This is a genomic window from Stenotrophomonas forensis, assembly GCF_028752115.1.
Lineage (GTDB): Bacteria > Pseudomonadota > Gammaproteobacteria > Xanthomonadales > Xanthomonadaceae > Stenotrophomonas > Stenotrophomonas forensis.
This window is the reverse complement of the sequence record NZ_CP082270.1, coordinates 3,346,536-3,364,354: the sequence shown is the minus strand read 5'-3', so window position 1 is coordinate 3,364,354 and position 17,819 is coordinate 3,346,536. Positions and strand designations below refer to the sequence as shown.

23 protein-coding genes and 1 tRNA gene are annotated in these 17,819 nt (G+C 65.7%); 13 read left to right on the top strand and 11 right to left on the bottom strand.

Annotation, left to right across the window (positions count from 1 at the left end; translation table 11 throughout):
• Position 1: 1 nt before the first annotated feature.
• Positions 2-2,128 (bottom strand): TonB-dependent siderophore receptor, encoded by a 2,127-nt coding sequence (locus K5L94_RS15650; protein WP_274510837.1) that lies wholly within the window; start codon positions 2,126-2,128, stop codon positions 2-4.
• A gap of 362 nt (positions 2,129-2,490) precedes the next feature.
• Here K5L94_RS15650 and thrS point away from each other — a divergent pair, with 362 nt between their 5' ends.
• From thrS to K5L94_RS15605, 9 genes are all read left to right on the top strand, one after another.
• Entirely contained in the window at positions 2,491-4,392 is a 1,902-nt protein-coding gene (gene thrS / locus K5L94_RS15645; protein ID WP_274510836.1) for a threonine--tRNA ligase, read from the top strand.
• Positions 4,393-4,440: 48 nt separating this feature from the next.
• Positions 4,441-4,983 (top strand): translation initiation factor IF-3, encoded by a 543-nt coding sequence (infC, locus tag K5L94_RS15640; RefSeq protein ID WP_080357233.1) that lies wholly within the window; start codon positions 4,441-4,443, stop codon positions 4,981-4,983.
• Between the two features lie 266 nt (positions 4,984-5,249).
• Entirely contained in the window at positions 5,250-5,447 is a 198-nt protein-coding gene (gene rpmI, locus K5L94_RS15635) for a 50S ribosomal protein L35 (protein ID WP_005410436.1), read from the top strand.
• Between the two features lie 11 nt (positions 5,448-5,458).
• Positions 5,459-5,818: a 50S ribosomal protein L20 gene (rplT, locus tag K5L94_RS15630; protein WP_005410435.1), complete on the top strand. Its 360-nt coding sequence runs from the start codon at positions 5,459-5,461 to the stop codon at positions 5,816-5,818.
• 193 nt (positions 5,819-6,011) lie between these two features.
• Entirely contained in the window at positions 6,012-7,007 is a 996-nt protein-coding gene (locus K5L94_RS15625) for a phenylalanine--tRNA ligase subunit alpha (RefSeq protein WP_005417865.1), read from the top strand.
• Positions 7,008-7,092: 85 nt separating this feature from the next.
• Positions 7,093-9,489, top strand: coding sequence for a phenylalanine--tRNA ligase subunit beta (gene pheT / locus K5L94_RS15620; protein ID WP_274510835.1), 2,397 nt, complete (start codon positions 7,093-7,095; stop codon positions 9,487-9,489).
• 27 nt (positions 9,490-9,516) lie between these two features.
• The gene (locus tag K5L94_RS15615; protein ID WP_005410432.1) at positions 9,517-9,816 is read left to right on the top strand and encodes an integration host factor subunit alpha; all 300 of its coding nucleotides are present in this window, start codon (positions 9,517-9,519) and stop codon (positions 9,814-9,816) included.
• Positions 9,797-10,153: a MerR family transcriptional regulator gene (locus K5L94_RS15610; protein ID WP_005410431.1), complete on the top strand. Its 357-nt coding sequence runs from the start codon at positions 9,797-9,799 to the stop codon at positions 10,151-10,153. The genes K5L94_RS15615 and K5L94_RS15610 overlap by 20 nt, the downstream gene beginning before the upstream one ends.
• Before the next feature lie 68 nt (positions 10,154-10,221).
• Positions 10,222-10,298 (top strand) — tRNA-Pro (locus K5L94_RS15605).
• 65 nt (positions 10,299-10,363) lie between these two features.
• On the opposite strand, the gene K5L94_RS15600 is transcribed toward K5L94_RS15605, so the two are convergent.
• Positions 10,364-10,813, bottom strand: a complete 450-nt coding sequence (locus tag K5L94_RS15600; protein ID WP_053450369.1) for a GNAT family N-acetyltransferase — start codon at positions 10,811-10,813, stop codon at positions 10,364-10,366.
• An 86-nt stretch (positions 10,814-10,899) separates the two neighbouring features.
• Entirely contained in the window at positions 10,900-11,403 is a 504-nt protein-coding gene (locus K5L94_RS15595; RefSeq protein WP_274510834.1) for a DUF3011 domain-containing protein, read from the bottom strand.
• Between the two features lie 241 nt (positions 11,404-11,644).
• Here K5L94_RS15595 and K5L94_RS15590 point away from each other — a divergent pair, with 241 nt between their 5' ends.
• Positions 11,645-12,037, top strand: a complete 393-nt coding sequence (locus K5L94_RS15590; protein WP_337999986.1) for a hypothetical protein — start codon at positions 11,645-11,647, stop codon at positions 12,035-12,037.
• A gap of 24 nt (positions 12,038-12,061) precedes the next feature.
• On the opposite strand, the gene K5L94_RS15585 is transcribed toward K5L94_RS15590, so the two are convergent.
• Positions 12,062-12,754 carry an aspartate/glutamate racemase family protein gene (locus tag K5L94_RS15585; protein WP_053450367.1) on the bottom strand — a complete coding sequence of 231 codons (693 nt, stop codon included), beginning with the start codon at positions 12,752-12,754 and terminating at the stop codon, positions 12,062-12,064.
• Between the two features lie 154 nt (positions 12,755-12,908).
• Between K5L94_RS15585 and K5L94_RS15580 the strand changes: the two genes are divergently transcribed.
• Together K5L94_RS15580 and K5L94_RS15575 are read left to right on the top strand one after the other, a co-directional pair.
• Positions 12,909-13,550, top strand: coding sequence for a LysE family translocator (locus K5L94_RS15580; protein ID WP_180878453.1), 642 nt, complete (start codon positions 12,909-12,911; stop codon positions 13,548-13,550).
• 94 nt (positions 13,551-13,644) lie between these two features.
• The gene (locus K5L94_RS15575) at positions 13,645-13,818 is read left to right on the top strand and encodes a DUF1328 domain-containing protein (RefSeq protein WP_006380555.1); all 174 of its coding nucleotides are present in this window, start codon (positions 13,645-13,647) and stop codon (positions 13,816-13,818) included.
• A 22-nt stretch (positions 13,819-13,840) separates the two neighbouring features.
• Here the strand turns inward: K5L94_RS15575 and K5L94_RS15570 are convergent, their stop codons facing one another.
• The 4 genes from K5L94_RS15570 to K5L94_RS15555 form a co-directional block, all read right to left on the bottom strand.
• The gene (locus K5L94_RS15570) at positions 13,841-14,173 is read right to left on the bottom strand and encodes an SMR family transporter (protein ID WP_006457753.1); all 333 of its coding nucleotides are present in this window, start codon (positions 14,171-14,173) and stop codon (positions 13,841-13,843) included.
• A gap of 13 nt (positions 14,174-14,186) precedes the next feature.
• On the bottom strand, positions 14,187-14,756 hold the full coding sequence (locus K5L94_RS15565; protein ID WP_274510832.1) for a TetR/AcrR family transcriptional regulator: 570 nt from the start codon (positions 14,754-14,756) through the stop codon (positions 14,187-14,189).
• Between the two features lie 86 nt (positions 14,757-14,842).
• Positions 14,843-15,076, bottom strand: a complete 234-nt coding sequence (locus K5L94_RS15560; RefSeq protein WP_053450363.1) for a DUF1653 domain-containing protein — start codon at positions 15,074-15,076, stop codon at positions 14,843-14,845.
• A 12-nt stretch (positions 15,077-15,088) separates the two neighbouring features.
• The gene (locus tag K5L94_RS15555) at positions 15,089-15,373 is read right to left on the bottom strand and encodes a hypothetical protein (RefSeq protein ID WP_274510831.1); all 285 of its coding nucleotides are present in this window, start codon (positions 15,371-15,373) and stop codon (positions 15,089-15,091) included.
• A gap of 396 nt (positions 15,374-15,769) precedes the next feature.
• On the opposite strand from K5L94_RS15555, the gene K5L94_RS15550 reads away from it, so the two are divergent.
• Positions 15,770-16,027, top strand: a complete 258-nt coding sequence (locus K5L94_RS15550; protein ID WP_274510830.1) for a hypothetical protein — start codon at positions 15,770-15,772, stop codon at positions 16,025-16,027.
• On the opposite strand, the gene K5L94_RS15545 is transcribed toward K5L94_RS15550, so the two are convergent.
• The 3 genes from K5L94_RS15545 to K5L94_RS15535 form a co-directional block, all read right to left on the bottom strand.
• Entirely contained in the window at positions 15,996-16,583 is a 588-nt protein-coding gene (locus tag K5L94_RS15545; RefSeq protein ID WP_274510829.1) for a response regulator, read from the bottom strand. The two genes, K5L94_RS15550 and K5L94_RS15545, sit on opposite strands and share 32 nt — an antisense overlap.
• A gap of 96 nt (positions 16,584-16,679) precedes the next feature.
• Positions 16,680-17,135: a pilin gene (locus K5L94_RS15540; RefSeq protein WP_274510828.1), complete on the bottom strand. Its 456-nt coding sequence runs from the start codon at positions 17,133-17,135 to the stop codon at positions 16,680-16,682.
• Between the two features lie 85 nt (positions 17,136-17,220).
• Positions 17,221-17,685, bottom strand: coding sequence for a pilin (locus K5L94_RS15535; protein WP_274510827.1), 465 nt, complete (start codon positions 17,683-17,685; stop codon positions 17,221-17,223).
• Positions 17,686-17,819: the final 134 nt, after the last annotated feature.

The following is a 17,819-nucleotide window of genomic DNA, read 5'->3' as shown; positions in this document are numbered from 1 at the left end:
CTCACCATTGGTAACGCAGGCTGGCGGTGACGGTACGCGGGTAGCCGTAGTAGCACCAGGTCGCGCTGTTGCAGGCCGACACGTACTTCTTGTCGGCGGCGTTGGCGGCATTGACCTGCAGGCGCCACGGGCCGCGGTCGTAATGCACGCTGGCATCGATGAGGGTGAACGACGGCGTGTACCAGTCGTTGTAGATGTCGCCATAGATGCCGCCGTTGTAGCGGACGCCGGCACCGAAGCCGAACCCGCTCAGCGCGCCGGCGGTAAAGGTGTAGTCGGCGCCCAGCGACGCGCTTTCCTTCGGCACCAGGGCCACCCGCTTGCCTACCGAAGCGGCATCGGTACTGCGCCGGACCTTGGCGTCGAGGCGGGTGTAGCTGCCGTACACGCTCAGGCCCTGGCCGATGTTCCAGCGCCCTTCCAGCTCGGCACCGCGCACGCGGGTCTGGCCCTGCTGGATCGAGAACAGGGTGTGCTGCGGGTCGACGGTGAGCGTGTTGTCCTGCTCGATCTGGTACGCCGCGGCGGTCAGCAGCAGGCGGCCACCCTCGGGCTGGTACTTCACGCCGGCCTCGAACTGCTCGCCGGTGGTCGGCACGAACGCGCGCCCCGCGTAGTCGGTACCGATGGTGGTCTGGAACGACTGCGACCAGCTCACGTAGGGGCTCACGCCATTGTCAAACAGGTAGTTCACGCCCACCCGGCCGGAGAACCTGTCATCGCTCTGGTGGGCGCGGCTGGCGGTGCCGATGCGCTGCTCGGTATCGGTACCGACCCAGTCCTGGCGGCCGGCCAGCGTGACCAGCCAGCGGTCGATGCGGATCTGGTCCTGCAGGTACAGGCCCAGCGTGCTCTGCGTCTGCACCTGGCGCGAGGTGTAGTCGGGCACCTGCACCGGCGCGCCATACACCGGGTTGTAGGCATCGATGCCGGGCGCGCCGAACAGGAATGCCGAGGCGTAATCGTTGCGCGCGCGACGGTAGTCCAGCCCCGCCAGCACCGTGTGCTCGGCACGGCCGCTGCGGAAGCGGAAGGTCAGGTTGTTGTCGATGGCCACGCTTTCGGACTTGTCCAGGCGCGGGTAGTAGTAGCGCACCAGCTCGGTGCTGTCCGGCGACACCAGGCCGAACAGGCCCAGGCTGCCGCGGCTGGCGTCCACTTCGGCCCAGCTGTAGCGCGCGTTCTGGTTGAACACGGTGCCATCGCCGAAGTCATGGCGGAATTCATAGCCGAGCGCGGCGCTTTCCTTGGTGTAGTCGTTCACGCCCGGCTCGCCGCTGAAGAAGTGGCGGGAGATGTAGCGGCCGTTGGCGCCGGGCACCACCGTGCCCTGGTAAGGCAGGAAGCCGCCGGTTTCGACCGTGTCGTTCTTCTGGTAGCGCGCCAGCACGGTCAGCGCGTTGGCATCGTCCGGCGTCCAGGTCAGCGAGGGGGCCAGGTAGTAGCGATCGTCATGGACGTGGTCGATCACGTTGTCGCTGTTGCGGGCCAGGCCGACCAGCCGGTACAGCACGCTGCCGCTGTCATTGAGCGCACCGCCGATGTCGAAGGCGGCCTGCTTCAGGCCGTAGTTGCCGACCTGCAGCTCCACTTCCTGCAACGGGTTGGCGTGCGGCCGCTTGCTGACGAAGTTGATCAGGCCGCCCGGCGGCATCGCACCGTAGTTGACCGAGGCCGGGCCCTTCAGCACATCGATGCGCTCCAGGCCATAGGGCTCCAGGCGCGATTCGCCGGTCCAGGTGCCTTCCACCGTGGCCAGGCCATCAAGGTAGCGGGCGGGTTTGAAACCACGGACCAGCAGCCAGTCGCTGCGCGTGTCTTCGCCGTACTGGCCGCCCTGGGCGCCGGCGGTGTACCACACCGCCTCTTCAACGCCATGGATGCCACGGTCACGCATCTGCCGGTCGGTGATGACCGAGATCGACTGCGGGATCTCGCGCAGCGGGGTATCGGTCTTGGTCGCGCTGCCGCTCTCGGTGGCGATCGGGGCAGTCACCTGTACGGTGTCGAGCGTACGCGCCTCGTCGGCCGCGGCCAGGCCCGGAAGCATGCCGGAGACGGCAAGGGCGAGGGCGGAGAGTGGGGCACGGAGCAGGCCGGCACGGGCCGGCAGCGACAGCGTATACATGGGTGGGTCCAGGGCCAGGAAGGGGCGCCTCACACGCGAGTGAGAAACGCCTGCGTATGGTAATCATTGATATTTGGCCCCGCCAGCGGCGGCCATTCAGCCGCGATTGCCGGCGGGAGGCCCCGGCCGGCTTGGGCTTTCCTCCCTGCTGGTTTAAGATCGTCGCAGACCCCTGACTGGAACAAGGTGGCCCGCGCCCAGCGCCGGCCGAGCGTGCGACATGAGCACTACCACCGCCCACTGTTGACCTGCCCCCGAAGGCCCTGCGTTCCAGGCGCCCTCGCGGCGCTTTTTTATTGCCCGGGCCATGGCCCGGGAACGCTTTCCAGCCCGCCCGGCGGGCCCCGCACGAAGCCACTGCGATGATCAATATCACCCTTCCCGACGGCAGCTGCCGCGAGTTCGAAAACCCCGTCAGCGTCATGGACGTCGCCCAGTCGATCGGTGCCGGCCTGGCCAAGGCCACCATCGCCGGCTCGGTCGATGGCGTGCTGGTCGATGCCAGCGATGTCATCGACCACGATGCCAGCCTGCGCATCATCACCGCCAAGGACGAGGAGGGCGTGGAGATCATCCGCCACTCCTGCGCCCACCTGGTCGGCCACGCCGTCAAGCAGCTGTACCCGGACGTCAAGATGGTCATCGGCCCGGTGATCGCCGAGGGCTTCTACTACGACATCTACTCCGAGCGCCCGTTCACCCCGGAAGACATGGCGGCGATCGAGAAGCGCATGGGCGAGCTGATCGCCCAGGACTACGACGTCATCAAGAAGATGACGCCGCGCGCCGAAGTGGTCGAGATCTTCAAGGCCCGTGGCGAGGACTACAAGCTGCGCCTGATCGAGGACATGTCCGACGACATCCAGGCGATGGGCATGTACTACCACCAGGAATACGTGGACATGTGCCGTGGCCCGCACGTGCCGAACACCCGCTTCCTGAAGGCCTTCAAGCTGACCCGCATCTCCGGTGCCTACTGGCGCGGTGACGCGCAGAACGAGCAGCTGCAGCGCATCTACGGCACCGCCTGGGCCGACAAGAAGCAGCTTGAGGCGTACATCAAGCGCATCGAAGAAGCCGAAATGCGCGACCACCGCCGCATCGGCAAGCAGCAGGACCTGTTCCACCTGCAGGAAGAGGCCCCGGGCCTGGTGTTCTGGCACCCCAAGGGCTGGGCGCTGTGGCAGGTGGTCGAGCAGTACATGCGCAAGGTCTATCGCAAGACCGGCTACGGCGAAGTGCGCTGCCCGCAGATCCTGGACGTGAGCCTGTGGCAGAAGTCCGGCCACTGGGACAACTACCAGGACGCGATGTTCTTCACCGAATCGGAGAAGCGCACCTACGCGCTCAAGCCGATGAACTGCCCGGGCCACGTACAGGTGTTCAACCAGGGCCTGCACAGCTACCGCGACCTGCCGATCCGCTATGGCGAGTTCGGTGCCTGCCACCGCAACGAGCCCTCCGGCGCGCTGCACGGCATCCTGCGCGTGCGTGGTTTCACCCAGGACGACGGCCACGTGTTCTGCACCGAAAACCAGGTCGAGGCGGAAGTGACCGCGTTCCACCAGCAGGCGCTGGCGGTCTACCAGCACTTCGGCTTCGATGAGATCCAGGTCAAGATCGCCCTGCGTCCGGAATCGCGCCTGGGCGACGACGCCACCTGGGACAAGGCCGAAGGCGCGCTGCGCTCGGCACTGTCCAGCAATGGGGTGGAGTGGCAGGAACTGCCGGGCGAGGGTGCCTTCTACGGCCCGAAGATCGAGTACCACCTGAAGGACGCCATCGGCCGTACCTGGCAGCTGGGCACCATGCAGGTCGACTTCATGATGCCGGGCCGCCTCGGCGCCGAGTACGTGGACGAGAACAGCCAGAAGAAGCACCCGGTCATGCTGCACCGGGCCATCGTCGGCTCGATGGAGCGCTTCCTGGGCATCCTGATCGAGCACCACGCCGGCCAGTTCCCGGCCTGGCTGGCGCCGACCCAGGTGGTGGTGGCCAACATCACCGACGCCCAGGCTGAATACGTCTCGGGCGTGACCAAAACCCTTGCGGAGCAAGGCTTCCGCGTCAGCTCGGATTTGCGTAACGAGAAGATCGGCTATAAAATCCGCGAGCATACGTTGCAGCGCGTGCCGTACCTGCTGGTCATTGGTGACCGCGAGAAGGAAAACGGCGCTGTAGCGGTGCGTACGCGTTCTGGCGAAGACCTGGGCAGCATGAGCCTGCAGGCCTTCATCGAGCGGCTCCACGCCGAGGGCGCGTAAGCAAAGGTCCGGTCCGGGCGCACAGGCACCCGGACCGGTTCGATACCCTTGGGAGAACGTAATATCAGCACCCCTGACAACAAACAGAACCGCAAGAATCAGGAAATCCGTGTGCCGCGCGTCCGCGTGATCGGCAGTGACGGAGAAATGATCGGCGTGTTGTCGCGCGACGAAGCGCTGTCCATGGCCGAAGATGAAGGCCTGGACCTGGTCGAGATCCAGCCGCAGGCCGATCCGCCGGTCTGCAAGATCATGGACTTCGGCAAGTTCAAGTTCGAAGCGCAGAAGAAGGCCAACGAGGCCAAGAAGAAGAGCAAGCAGGTCGAGATCAAGGAAGTGAAGTTCCGTCCGGTCACGGACGAGGGCGACTACCAGATCAAGCTGCGCAAGATGCGTGAGTTCCTCGAAGATGGTGACAAGATCAAGGTCAACATCCGTTTCCGTGGCCGTGAAATGAGCCACCAGGAACTGGGCCGCGAAATGGCCAACCGGATCGAGGCCGATCTGGGCGAGGACATCGTCATTGAATCCCGTCCGCGCCTGGAAGGGCGTCAGATGGTCATGATGATCGCACCGAAGAAGAAGACCTGAGGCCTGACCGGCCGCCTTCCGGGGCGCCTGGCTGAATGGTTCAGGGTGAAGGGGCGCCGATGGCGTCCCTTTGCTTTTGCGGCATCCCGGTGAATTGCCGGTGAAAGGGTTGCAGGGGCTGGTGACAGGGCGGTTTTGCCTGTATCATGCCCGGCTCGACCCACCCAGGACGGGTCGTACGCCGATCATGGCAGGACGGAAAGAGCGGCCCAGGCCGCCGCCAGATCAGTCAGAAACCAGGGTCAAATCCCATCAAGGACATTGCAATGCCCAAGATCAAGACCAACCGGGCAGCGGCCAAGCGTTTCCGCAAGACCGCCTCGGGCAAGTACAAGTGCGGCCACGCCAACCGTAGCCACATCCTCACGAAGAAAGCGACCAAGCGTAAGCGTAATCTGCGTCAGACGGGCCATGTCCGTGCAGAAGACGCAGGCCGTCTGGACCGCATGCTCCCTTACCTCTGAGGAACTGAAAAATGGCACGAGTTAAGCGTGGCGTACAGGCGCGTCGCCGCCACAAGAAAATCCTGGATCTCGCCAAGGGCTATTACAACGCCCGTCGCAAGGTCTTCCGCGTCGCCAAGCAGGCGGTCATCAAGGCACAGCAGTACGCCTACATCGGCCGTAAGCAGAAGAAGCGCAACTTCCGTTCGCTGTGGATCACCCGTATCAATGCGGCTGCCCGCATCAACGGCCTGAGCTACAGCCGCTTCATGAACGGCCTGCTGAAGGCTGGCATCACCCTGGACCGCAAGGTCCTGGCTGACATCGCCGTGCACGACGCAGCCGGTTTTGCCGCGCTGGCCGAAAAGGCCAAGGGCGCGCTGGCGGCATAAGTCCTTCCCGATGCCGTAACCGTTCACTCGGAACGGTGTCAGGTCAAGGCAATGCATGGGGAAGGGCGCAAGTCCTTCCCCATTCTTTTTTGGGTCCCGGCGCGGCCACAGCGGCAGCGCAGGGACGGCGGTGGCGACAGGGGTCGGCCCTTCGCGCATCGCGATGGCAGATCGACTGGAGTTCCGGCCCCCCATGAGCGACATCCAATCCCTCACCACCCAGGCGCTGGCCGATGTGGCCGCCGCACAGAGCCCCGACGTGCTGGAACAGCTGCGCGTGGCCCTGCTTGGCAAGAGTGGCAGCATCACCTCGCAGCTCAAGCAGCTCGGCGCCCTGCCGGCCGACGAGCGCAAGGCTGCCGGTGAAGCGATCAACCAGGCCCGCGATGCGCTGACCCGCGCGCTGGGCGAGCGCAAGGCGCTGCTGGAAGACGCGGCGCTGGACGCGCGCCTGGCGGCCGAAGCCATCGACATCACCCTGCCGGGCCGCAATGGCGATCGCGCCGGCCTGCACCCGATCACCCGCACCCTGGAGCGCATCACCGGCATCTTCGGCCGCCTGGGCTACGAGCTGTCGGAAGGGCCGGAGATCGAGGACGACTGGCACAACTTCGAGGCGCTGAACTTCCCGCCGCACCATCCGGCGCGCGCGATGCATGACACCTTCTACTTCGGCGACGGCCGCCTGCTGCGCACGCATACCTCGGGTGTGCAGGTGCGCTACATGGGCGACCATGCGCCGCCGCTGCGCATGATCGCCGCGGGCAAGGTGTACCGCAGCGACAGTGACCAGACCCACTCGCCGATGTTCCACCAGGTGGAAGGCCTGCTGGTGGACGAGCATTCGACCTTCGCCGACCTGAAGGGCACGCTGGCCGAGTTCGTGCGCGCCTTCTTCGAGCGCGATTTCGAGATGCGCTTCCGCCCCAGCTATTTCCCGTTCGTTGAACCGGGTGCGGAAGTGGACATCGCCTGGCAGCAGCCGGATGGCAGCACCCGCTGGCTGGAAGTGCTCGGCTGCGGCATGGTTCATCCGAACGTGCTGCGCAACGTCGGCATCGATCCGGAGCGCTACACCGGCTTCGCCTTCGGCATGGGCGTGGAGCGCTTCGCGATGCTGCGCTACGGCGTCAACGACCTGCGCGCGTTCTTCGAGAACGACGTGCGCTTCCTGAAACAGTTCGCGTAAGCGCCGGTCCGTAGCGTCGAGCTTGCTCGACGGCTCTTAAATTCGCAGGCCCAGGCGCATGCGCCGGGCCCACCAGGATGACACCATGAAATTCTCCGAAAACTGGCTGCGCAGCCACGTCCCGACCAGCGCTTCGCGCGATGAACTGAGTGCGGTGCTGACCGCCATCGGCCTGGAAGTGGAAGAGGTGACCGCGCTGGGCGAAGGCCTCGATCACGTGGTCGTGGCGCGCATCGTCGAGGCAGTCCGCCATCCGGAAGCCGACCGCCTGCAGGTGTGCAGGGTCGATGCCGGGCAGGGCGAGCTGCTGCAGATCGTCTGCGGTGCGCCGAACGCGCGCCCGGGCCTGGTCGCGCCGCTGGCGATGGTCGGTGCGCAGATCGGCGAGCTGAAGATCAAGCCGGCCAAGCTGCGCGGCGTCGAGTCCAACGGCATGCTGTGCTCGGCCAAGGAGCTGGGCCTGGACAACGATGCGTCCGGCCTGCTGGAATTGCCCGATGACGCTCCGGTCGGCCAGGCTCTGGTCGATTACCTGGGCCTGCCCGATGCCAGCATCGAGATCAAGCTGACCCCGAATCGCGCCGACTGCTTCAGCCTGCGTGGCATCGCCTTCGACGTTGCCGCTGCGACCCGCAGCGAAGTGCTGGATTTCGCCGCCGACGCCATTGCGGCCGTCGGCAGCCGTGAACTGTCGATCCAGCTGGATGCCGGTGCCGAAGCGCCGCGTTACCTCGGCCGTGTCATCGAGGGCGTCAACGCCGCGGCGAAGACCCCGCTGTGGATGGCCGAGCGCCTGCGCCGCAGCGGCGTGCGCCCGGTGTCGCTGCTGGTCGACATCACCCAGTATGTGATGCTGGAACTGGGCCAGCCGATGCATGCCTACGACCTCGGCACCCTGCAGGGCAGCATCGCCGTGCGCCGTTCGCGCGCCGGCGAGACGCTGAAGCTGCTGGACGGCCGCGATGCTGCGTTGGACGACAGCTTCCTGGTGGTGACCGACGCTGACCGCGCGGTCGGCCTGGCCGGCCTGATGGGCGGCTTCGACACCCGCGTCACCGACGCCACCACCGCCGTGTTCCTGGAGGCCGCGCACTTCGCACCGGCCGCGATCATGGGCCGTGGCCGCAAGCTGGGCCTGCACACCGATGCCGGCCACCGCTTCGAGCGTGGCGTCGATCCGGCACTGCCGCGCACCGCCATCGAATACGCCACCCGCCTGGTGCTGGACCTGGCCGGCGGCACCCCGGCACCGGTCACCGAGGCCGTGCGTGAGGCCGATCTGCCGCAGCCGGCAACCATCGCGCTGCGCCGCGCACGCATCACCCGCGTGCTCGGCATCACCATCGAAGACGCCGAAGTCGAGCGCATCCTGCGCGCGCTGGGCATGGACGTGGTCGCCACCACCGATGGCTGGCAGGTGGCCGCGCCGAGCCGCCGCTTCGACATCGCCATCGAAGAAGACCTGATCGAGGAGCTGGCCCGCATCCACGGTTACGAGCAGATCCCGACCACGCTGCCGGGCGGTGCCTCGCGCGTGGCGATGCCGAGCGAAACCCAGCTGGATGCGCTGAGCGTGCGCCGCCAGCTGATCGCCCGTGACCAGCAGGAAACCGTCAATTTCGCCTTCGTCGACGACGCGCTGCTGACCCAGTGGCAGCTGCGCGACGGCCTGGTGCCGCTGGCCAACCCGCTGTCGGCCGAACTGGCGGTGATGCGCCCGTCGCTGCTGCCGGGCCTGGTCGCCACGCTCGGCCGCAATGCCGCCCGCCAGCTGGGCCGGGTGCGCCTGTTCGAGCTGGGGCGGGTGTTCGCCCAGCAGGCCGGCGACGCGTCGCCCGGCGAAAGCCGGCCGGCACCGCTGGAAACCGCGCGTGTGGCCGCCGCGGTCTGTGGCGATGCGCAGGCGGTGCAGTGGGGCCTGCCGAGCCGCAAGGTCGATTTCCATGACCTGAAGGGCGACCTGGAGTCGCTGGCCGCCGCCAGTGGCGCGCAGCTGGAGTTCCGCTCGTCGGCCCGTGCCTACGGCCACCCGGTGCGCTCGGCCGAAGTGCTGCGCGATGGCGTGGCGATCGGCTGGATCGGCCAGATCCACCCGCGCCTGGCCAAGGCGATGGAGATCGAGGCCGATGTCTATGCCTTCGAGCTGGACCTGGAGCCGCTGACCGCCCGCCGCCTGCCGCGTGCCGGCGAGCTGTCGCGCTACCCGGCGGTGCGCCGCGACCTGGCGTTCCTGGTGCCTGAACAGGTGGCCTGGGCCGATCTGGCCGCCACCGTCCGCCAGGCCGCCGGGCCGCTGCTGCGCGACCTGAACCTGTTCGACCGCTATGTCGGCCAGGGCGTCGAGCCGGGATTCAAGAGTCTCGCTATGGGCTTGATTTTGCAGGACAAGTCGCGCACTCTGACGGACCGCGACGTGGATGCGGTGGTGGCCGAGGCGGTCACTGCCATCGAGCGTGAACACCACGCCCGGATCCGCGGCTGAGCGGGCAGCACTCGGGGGTAGCAGGCAATGGCATTGACCAAGGCGGAGATGGCGGAAAAGCTGTTCGACGAAGTCGGTCTGAACAAGCGGGAAGCCAAGGAATTCGTCGACGCGTTTTTCGATGTGCTGCGTGAAGCATTGGAACAGGGACGTCAGGTGAAGCTGTCGGGCTTCGGTAATTTCGACCTGCGGCGCAAGAACCAGCGCCCGGGTCGCAACCCCAAGACCGGCGAGGAAATTCCGATTTCCGCCCGTACGGTGGTCACCTTCCGTCCGGGCCAGAAGCTCAAGGAGAGGGTGGAAGCTTATGCTGGATCCGGGCAGTAACCGCGAACTACCGCCGATCCCGGCCAAGCGCTACTTCACCATCGGTGAAGTCAGCGAGCTGTGCGACGTCAAGCCGCACGTCCTGCGCTACTGGGAAACCGAGTTTCCCAGCCTTGAGCCGGCCAAGCGCCGAGGCAACCGTCGCTACTACCAGCGCCACGATGTGCTGATGGTGCGGCAGATCCGCAGCCTGCTGTACGAACAGGGCTACACCATCGGTGGTGCACGCCTGCGCCTGGACGGTCCCGATGCTCGCGAGGAATCGGCGCTGAGCAACCAGATCATCAAGCAGGTGCGCATGGAGCTGGAAGAAGTGCTGCAGTTGCTGCGCCGCTGATCCCATTTCCTTCGTAATCCGCTATACTTCACGGCCCGCCGCACTGGCGGGCACATCGCAGCATCAGTCGGGGCGTAGCGCAGCCTGGTAGCGCATCTGCCTGGGGGGCAGAGGGTCGTCGGTTCGAATCCGGCCGTCCCGACCACTGTGATGAATCAAGAAGCCTGCGCAGCGATGCGTGGGCTTTTTTGTGCGCGTGGCGCAGCGCGATCAATCACCCGCGAAGCGATAGATCCGTTCCGCATCGCCCTCGTCCAATCCGTGCACGATGCCGCTGTCGACGAAGCCCGACGCAGCAAGCAGGCGCTGCATGCTGCTGTTGGAGCTGTTGGTGGAGGTGAACAGCTTGCCGCCGCCGCGTCGCGCAATGGCGTGGCGAAGCAGGGCGGCACCGATGCCCTGGCCGCGCCGTGCCGGGCCCACCCTCAGCATTTCAACGAAGGCTTCGCCGAAGAAGTGGTGATGGATGACCAGGTAGCCGACAGCCACGCAATCCTGCTCGGCCACGTGCACATGGCCCTGCGCAAGCCACTGGCCGATCTGCGTCGCCCGTCGCGGATCATGTGCCGCCACGCTGTCCAGCGCGATCAGCGCGGCGGCATCGCCGGGGCGGGCGTCGCGGATCTGCAGCGTCGTCGTGGAGGGATCCGGCGGTGTCATCAATCGTTCCTCGGGCGGTTGCATGCAGTCTATCGGTCACGCCGGTTGCGATCACTGATCCGCCGCAGCCAGCGCGTGCTCGGCAGTCAATAGACCCGGAACTCGGCACGGCAGCCGTCGCTGACCCAGATGCCACGGCGGTCCCAGCCCCAGTTGCGGTCCTCGACACAGGTCGTCACCGACTTCTGCTTGACCAGGCGCACTTCGTGGCGCACGCGGATGCGGCATTCCTTGTCCTTCTTCTCGTACGACTCGCAGACCAGGCGTTCGCCCTCGCCGTCGCGATCACGACCGCGCCCGGGCCAGCGACCGTACTCGTCGGCGACGAACTCGGCGCGGCAGCCGTCAGTGACCCACAGCATGCGGCGGCGCTGGCCCCAGTTCTGGTTCTCCACGCATCGGGTAACCGACAGCTGCCGGGCCAGCCTCATCGGGCCTTCGATGGCGCACTGCTGGGTCTTGTTGAACTGCGATTCGCAGCGCAGCACTGGAATGTGATCCGTGTCGTAATCCTGGGCGGCCACGGTGGTGGCAGCCAGCAGCAGGACAAGCGCGGTGGCGGTGATCGGCAACAGCAGGCGGTGGGTCATCAGGGGCTCGGGCGGTGGATCGGGCGGCAAGAATGACCCAGCCCGGGACCGCCGGAACGCACCGTTCCGGAACCGGCTCAGTGGGGGTTTACTAGTACGCGCGGGCCCATGCAGAGGCTTACATCCCGTATCATCTCTGCACATCCGATCGCATCGGTTTACACCTTCTTACATGTCTTCCACGCCTGTCGGCGCAGCCTGCGGCTGCCGTCGCTGGTGTGAGGGCGGCCTGTGGGGGAGGATGCGCGGACCACGACGACCACAGGGGGTTGCGTTGATCAGCAGTACTGTCATTCATCGCTCGGCCGACACAGGCGCCGAGGTGCAGGTCCTGGACACCACGTTCAAGGGCAAGCATGTGTTCATTGCGTGGGGCCTGCGCGGGCCGGAACTGACCCGCAGCGCGGACCCGGCCACGACCGTGGCCGCGCGCAACGCGTTGCATGCCGTGGCCGGGCACAGTGAAGGGCCGCGCAGCCCGGAAGTGTTCATCGCCAACCAGTCGGCGGTGGCGATCACCGTGTATCGCCTGCTCACCGAAGCGCGCTCCGGCGATGCCATCTTCTTCCTGTGCGATTCGCAGGCGGTGGTCGACTGGCTGATCACAGCGCTGGAAGTGCAGGGCGCGGACTGATTCCGCGCCGCATCGCACGTGGGGTCAGGCCAGTGCCGCGTCCACCGCGGCCCGCGCATGCAGGGTGGTGGTATCGAACAACGGCACCGCGCTGTCCTCCGGCCGCACCAGCAGCATGATCTCGGTACAGCCGAGGATGATCGCCTCTGCGCCGCGCGCGACCAGGCGCGCGATGACCGCGGCATAGATCTGCCGTGACTGCTCGCTGACCACGCCGGCGATCAGTTCCTGGTAGATGATGTCGTGCACGCTGCGACGATCTTCGGCATCGGGCACCAGCACCTCCAGGCCGAAGCGCTCCTGCAGCCGCCCGCGGTAGAAGTCCTGCTCCATGGTGAAGGCGGTGCCGAGCAGGCCCACCCTGCGCGCACCCGCCTGCACGATCGCGTTCGCGGTCGGGTCGGCGATATGCAACAGCGGCAGGGGGCAGGCGGCTTCGATGCGGTCGGTCAGCTTGTGCATGGTGTTGGTGCAGATCAGCAGCAGATCGGCGCCGCCGGCCTGCAGGCGCCGTGCGGCATCGGCCATGTGGTCGCCCAGCGCATCCCAGTCACCGTCGTGCTGCAGTTGCTTGATGCCGGCGAAATCCACCGACCACAGCAGCAGTTGCGCCGAGTGGGCGCCGCCCAGGCGATCACGGATCTCCTCGTTGATGAGCCGGTAATACTGCGCCGAGCTCTCCCAGCTCATGCCACCGATCAGGCCAAGGGTCTTCATGCACCGCTCCATGCCAGGGGCCTCCATTGCAGCACAGAAGGCGCGCGGCTGCCGATCCCGGAATCTGTAACCACTGCATCCACGGTGGGCTGTATGTTCCGTGCGCTGCGGGCACGCCCTATGCTGGTGCGGTCTTCTGGAGTGGATGTACGCGATGGCCCTGCATACCTGGTGGTGGTTCCTGGCCACTGTGTTCGTGCTGTGTGGCACCCCGGGGCCGAACATGCTGCATATCCTGGGCCGCAGCGTCGGGCTGGGTTTCCGTGGCAGCGTGCCGGCAATGGCGGGCTGCCTGCTGGCGATGCTGCTGGTGCTGGCCGCGTCCGCGGCGGGCCTGAGCGCGCTGTTGCATTCCTCGCCGATGCTGTTCGAAGTGCTGCGTTACCTGGGCGTGGCCTACCTGGCCTGGCTGGGGCTGAAGGCATGGCGTGACAGCGGCCGCCCGGCGCCGCCGGTGACCGTGGATGCAGGGCTGGCGGTCGCGCCGGCACTCGGCGCATGGGCAGTGTTCCGCGGGGGACTTCTGGTCGGCCTGAGCAATCCCAAGCTGCTGCTGTTCGCGACGGCGTTCCTGCCACAGTTCGTCGACCCTTCGCGCGGCCAGGCGCTGCAGTACAGCGTGCTGGTGGCTACCTTCGCCGGCTGCGAGCTGTTCTGGTACGTGATGTATGCAGCCGGTGGCCATGGCCTGCGCCGCTGGCTGGCAAAGCCGTTTGCACGGCGCTGGTTCGAGCGGCTGGTGGGCAGCGTGTTCCTGGCGTTCGCGGTGGCCCTGCTGCGTTTCCGCCCGCGCTGATTCACGCCGCGCACGCGGCCTGTTCACGAATGCCGCATCGGCCACGGCCTAGCCTGATCATCCAGTACGCAGTCCCCGCGGGGAAAGGTTTGACATGATCAAGTGGGCCATCATCTTCGCCATCATCGGCGTCATCGCAGGCGTGCTCGGCTTCGGCGGCATTGCCGGCGCGGCGGTCGGCATCGCCAAGTTCCTGTTCTGGGCCGGCATCATCATCGCCGTGGTGCTGTTCCTGCTGGGCATGACCGTGGCCAAGAAGGTCAGCTAGCGCGTGACGCGCGGCAGCGTGCTCAGTGTGCGCTGCTGCGCGAGAACAGGTTGATCACCAGCACGCCGGCGCAGATCAGCCCGATGCCGATCAGTGCCGGCGCATCCAGGCGCTGCTTGAACACCACCAGCCCGATCACCGAGATCAGCACGATGCCGATGCCGGACCAGATGGCATAAGCGATGCCGGTCGGTATCGATTTCATGGTCACCGACAGCAGGTAGAAGCACAGCCCGTAGCCGACCAGCGCACCGAGCGTGGGCAGCAGTCGGCTCATGCCGTCGGAGGCCTTGAGCAGCGACGTGGCGATCACTTCCAGCACGATCGCGGCGGCGAGGTAGACGTAGGGATTCATCGCAGGCTCCGGCTTACACAGGGTCACACAGCTTCAGGGCCTGCTCGGCCATGGCCAGGGCATTGATGCGTTCTTCCTCGTCCAGCGGCCGGCCGTAGGCGGTGGCCCAGTAGCCGTCGGCGACACAGCGCGCCGCATACAGGCGGGGATTGGCGGCTTCCTCCGGGAACTCGGCCAGCATGCGCCGCAGCCAGGCGCCCCACTGCGCAAGCAGTGCAGGTTCAAGCATGTTGCCCAGGGTCAGCCCGATGTCGTTCACCCGTTCCTGCTGCAGCAGGTGGTCGAAGTTGGCGCGCACATAGGCGCGGCTGAAGCAGCCGTGGTGCGCACTGCCTGCCATCAGGCCACGTACCTGCGCTTCGAACTCAGCGATGAGCGTGGCGATGGCGGCATCGACCAGCGCCTGCTTGCTGGCGAAGTGATGGAATAGTGCGCCCTTGCTGACGCCAGCCGCCTGTGCGATGTCCTGCACGGTCACTGCGGCCAGTCCCTGCCGTGCGATCACGTCGATGGTGGCCTGCAGCAGCGACTGGCGCACGCTGTCGGGCGCCTTGCGGCGCGAACGGGAGGAAGATGCGGACATGGCGGGAAGAAACCGACTGGACGGTACGATTGTAGCGCAGGCCCGGCGCCGGGCAGCCACTGCCGGCCGTGGCCGGCAATGCGGATTCAATCGCCGATACGCGCGAAGCGCGGCTGCGGGCCGTGTTCGCCCGGTACCTGCTCGACGAACATCGGGTAGGGGCGCACCCACAGCCCACCTTCGCCATAGAGCGCGCGATACAGCACCAGCGGTTCCAGCGTTTCGCTGCTGCGGACGATGTCGATCACTTGGTACTCGCCGCCCTTGAAATGGCGGTAGCGGCCGGGTGCGAGAGTGGGCAGCGGACTGAGCTCAGCCATGGTGCGCGCGGCTCACTTGCGCGCCGGACTGGCCGGCTTCGCGCAGTAGGCATCGATCGCTTCGGCGGTATTGGCCAACCCCTGGGCCTGTGCCAGTTCCCACGGCCGCTCGCAGCGTTGGCTGTGTTCGCACCACTGGTAGCCAGCCGAGCCGATGCAGCCGTGGGCGTCGCGATCAGCGCCGACCCTCGGCGTGGCCGGCGAGCTGGCCGCAGCATCGGCGCTGGCGGCCACCTGATGCTGGTTGGCGCACGCGGACAGTACCAGCAGCGCTGGAATCAGAAGAAGCGCTTTCATCGGCAAACTCCATACCTTGGAGCAACAGTTTCTGCTGGCGCCGTGCTGCCAGCAAGCGCTCAATGCATGGCGGCGCGGATCAGTTCTTCGATCAGCACCAGATAGCTGGCCCCGAAATAGAACTTGAGCAGCGTCCCGCGCTGCTGCGAGAAGAAGGTGCGCATGTGGAAGGGGCCCCTGTTAGTGACGGTAGTGTGAAGCTGAACCGACTCCGTGACAAGGATCACGGAATGAACAGGCTAAACAGGCTCAGGGATGTGATGAGCGTGGAGTTCTGACACCCGGGCGCGGCTTTTTCGTACTTATCTGATAGGACCGCGCTGATGGGCTGGCTACGGTGACGTCATCAGCAGAGGGTCATGCGCCCCTGCGCCGTTTCCCCACAAGGAGCCTCCCATGGTCATTACCGTCAAGTGCAGTGCCGCACAGTGGTCGCTGCTGGACCCCGCCGCCGGCGTGGCCGAAGCCTTCAGCAGCGGCGCCGCCGCCTTCGATGCCGCGGTTGGCCGGGCCAGCGCCCACCACCGACGCACTGGCCAGGGCAGCACGGTGCGCGTGGAAGCGCTGGGCAACAGCGTGGACGCCGTGCATTTCGAGGCGCTGCCCGCCGCCGTCGCGCCGGTCAGCGGGCTGCATCCTGCGCCAGTGGTGTAACGCCAGTCGATTCATCGCGCAGTGCCTGGTTGATGAAACGGCACAGCCACAGTGGGTTGACCGTCTTCGCATAGACATGCCCGACCTGGGCTGGCAGGGCGCGATCCTGCAGCAGGCGCAGGGGTTGCTGGGCCAGGACCAGGATGAGCAGGTCCCTGCGCAGGCAGCAGATCTGGCGCAGCAGCGGCATGCCATCGGTCTGGCCTACGGTGGGCATGCACGGATCGATGACCAGCACCTTGCAATGCGGGTGGGCGATCTGCATCAGAACCTCGGCGGGCGAGCGGGCTTCGCTCAGCGCCTTGCCATCCAGATGGGGCTGGACGCTGCGCACCAGTTCACGACGGACCCAGGGGTTGGGATCGGCGATGACGAGGGTGGGGTCTGGCAACGCAGATCCATTACGGATGCTGTTGCCTGAAGCGAGCAGATCTTCATTGACTGTTCGAAGCGCGGGCATCTTGGCGCTTGGAGAGCGCTCTGCGAACCGCTTGTTGAATATATCCATACGGTCGAGGACGTCCGTGGCTGGATGATCCCAGCCCGGTGGCTGCAAGGGTGTGTTGGGCCTGTCTGTGGCGGGTCTTGATCACATGCGTGTCGACTTCCAGCGGTGGAAGCCGCGCCAAACCTGGATGGCGCGGCGCCATGATCAGGTTTTGCATTCGTTGGGCAGCAGGCTCTTGTCGGTGACGTTGCTGGTGCAGCTCCACGCTCCATCGCTATCACGATTGAGTGACAGCCTTTCCGAGTCCTGGTCGCCATACATCAGCGCGCAACTGATCTCTGCACGGGAGTAATCGGACGGGTCCAGGTTGATATCTATTCTGGCGCAGCGTTTGGTGTAAAGGCGGATGCCAATATCTGAGTAATGGATGCCTGGCGAGACGCCCCCCTCTGTGAGAAGGACTTCGAAGCCTGCCTTGCCCGGCGCAATTTCTGCCAAGGCAGCAGTGAATTTGGCCTTGGTCGCGAACTTCTGGTACTGCGGCAATGCGATCATGGCAAGGATGCCAATGATGGCTACTACAACCATCAGTTCGATGAGTGAAAATCCGCGTTGAGTTGAGCCGGGCGATGTGCTGCGGCATTCGGGGGTGGTCGCCATGATGGATTCCTGTCATTCGCGGGCGTGCGAAGAAGCAGGGGCCGCAATTCGCTTATGCGCTGCCCCTGCTCCTGCGTCAAAAGGTCTAGGCCTTGCAGGCTTCCGGCAGAACGGTCTGCTCATAGATCGAACTTGAGCACGTCCAGCGACCCTCCTGGTCTCGTTCCAGGCTCAGGGTCTGGCTCTTGCCGTAATTGGCGTCGTCCGTCAGATTGCAGGTGAGGTTGCCCTCGCCAGCGTCATTCACGCTGACATCGAAGCTCGAGCACCTCTTGGTGGAATACCCCGGCATTCCCAGTGCTACTGCGTCCACATTCTTGAGGTCTGAACCCTCAGCCAGCAGCGCTTCAACGCCAATCTTGCCGCTTGCCAGCTCGGCCAGTGCCGCAGCGACTTTCGACTTGGTCGAGAATTTCTGGTACTGCGGCAGCGCGATCATCGCCAGGATGCCGATGATCGCCACCACAACCATGAGTTCAATAAGAGAGAAACCCTTCTGCCGGGAAGCGCGCATGCCTGTGCGCGGTACTGGGACGAATGCGGTATTCATGATGATCCTCTGTGACGTGGGTGATTCATGGGTAATGGCCGCGAAAAGATGCTTCGTGGCGCAGCCCTAGAAAATCACGCATGCCGCAAGGTGGATATTCCAGAATTCGTAAAATGGAATGGATCAGGTGCCTT

Bases quoted from the DNA above. Each gene is read 5' to 3' on its own strand.
- K5L94_RS15650 (WP_274510837.1), bottom strand. From the start codon at position 2,128: ATGTATACGCTGTCGCTGCCGGCCCGTGCCGGCCTGCTCCGTGCCCCA.
- thrS (WP_274510836.1), top strand. From the start codon at position 2,491: ATGATCAATATCACCCTTCCCGACGGCAGCTGCCGCGAGTTCGAAAAC.
- rpmI (WP_005410436.1), top strand. From the start codon at position 5,250: ATGCCCAAGATCAAGACCAACCGGGCAGCGGCCAAGCGTTTCCGCAAG.
- rplT (WP_005410435.1), top strand. From the start codon at position 5,459: ATGGCACGAGTTAAGCGTGGCGTACAGGCGCGTCGCCGCCACAAGAAA.
- K5L94_RS15625 (WP_005417865.1), top strand. From the start codon at position 6,012: ATGAGCGACATCCAATCCCTCACCACCCAGGCGCTGGCCGATGTGGCC.
- pheT (WP_274510835.1), top strand. From the start codon at position 7,093: ATGAAATTCTCCGAAAACTGGCTGCGCAGCCACGTCCCGACCAGCGCT.
- K5L94_RS15615 (WP_005410432.1), top strand. From the start codon at position 9,517: ATGGCATTGACCAAGGCGGAGATGGCGGAAAAGCTGTTCGACGAAGTC.
- K5L94_RS15610 (WP_005410431.1), top strand. From the start codon at position 9,797: ATGCTGGATCCGGGCAGTAACCGCGAACTACCGCCGATCCCGGCCAAG.
- K5L94_RS15600 (WP_053450369.1), bottom strand. From the start codon at position 10,813: ATGACACCGCCGGATCCCTCCACGACGACGCTGCAGATCCGCGACGCC.
- K5L94_RS15595 (WP_274510834.1), bottom strand. From the start codon at position 11,403: ATGACCCACCGCCTGCTGTTGCCGATCACCGCCACCGCGCTTGTCCTG.
- K5L94_RS15590 (WP_337999986.1), top strand. From the start codon at position 11,645: ATGCGCGGACCACGACGACCACAGGGGGTTGCGTTGATCAGCAGTACT.
- K5L94_RS15585 (WP_053450367.1), bottom strand. From the start codon at position 12,754: ATGAAGACCCTTGGCCTGATCGGTGGCATGAGCTGGGAGAGCTCGGCG.
- K5L94_RS15580 (WP_180878453.1), top strand. From the start codon at position 12,909: ATGGCCCTGCATACCTGGTGGTGGTTCCTGGCCACTGTGTTCGTGCTG.
- K5L94_RS15575 (WP_006380555.1), top strand. From the start codon at position 13,645: ATGATCAAGTGGGCCATCATCTTCGCCATCATCGGCGTCATCGCAGGC.
- K5L94_RS15570 (WP_006457753.1), bottom strand. From the start codon at position 14,173: ATGAATCCCTACGTCTACCTCGCCGCCGCGATCGTGCTGGAAGTGATC.
- K5L94_RS15565 (WP_274510832.1), bottom strand. From the start codon at position 14,756: ATGTCCGCATCTTCCTCCCGTTCGCGCCGCAAGGCGCCCGACAGCGTG.
- K5L94_RS15560 (WP_053450363.1), bottom strand. From the start codon at position 15,076: ATGGCTGAGCTCAGTCCGCTGCCCACTCTCGCACCCGGCCGCTACCGC.
- K5L94_RS15555 (WP_274510831.1), bottom strand. From the start codon at position 15,373: ATGAAAGCGCTTCTTCTGATTCCAGCGCTGCTGGTACTGTCCGCGTGC.
- K5L94_RS15550 (WP_274510830.1), top strand. From the start codon at position 15,770: ATGGTCATTACCGTCAAGTGCAGTGCCGCACAGTGGTCGCTGCTGGAC.
- K5L94_RS15540 (WP_274510828.1), bottom strand. From the start codon at position 17,135: ATGGCGACCACCCCCGAATGCCGCAGCACATCGCCCGGCTCAACTCAA.
- K5L94_RS15535 (WP_274510827.1), bottom strand. From the start codon at position 17,685: ATGAATACCGCATTCGTCCCAGTACCGCGCACAGGCATGCGCGCTTCC.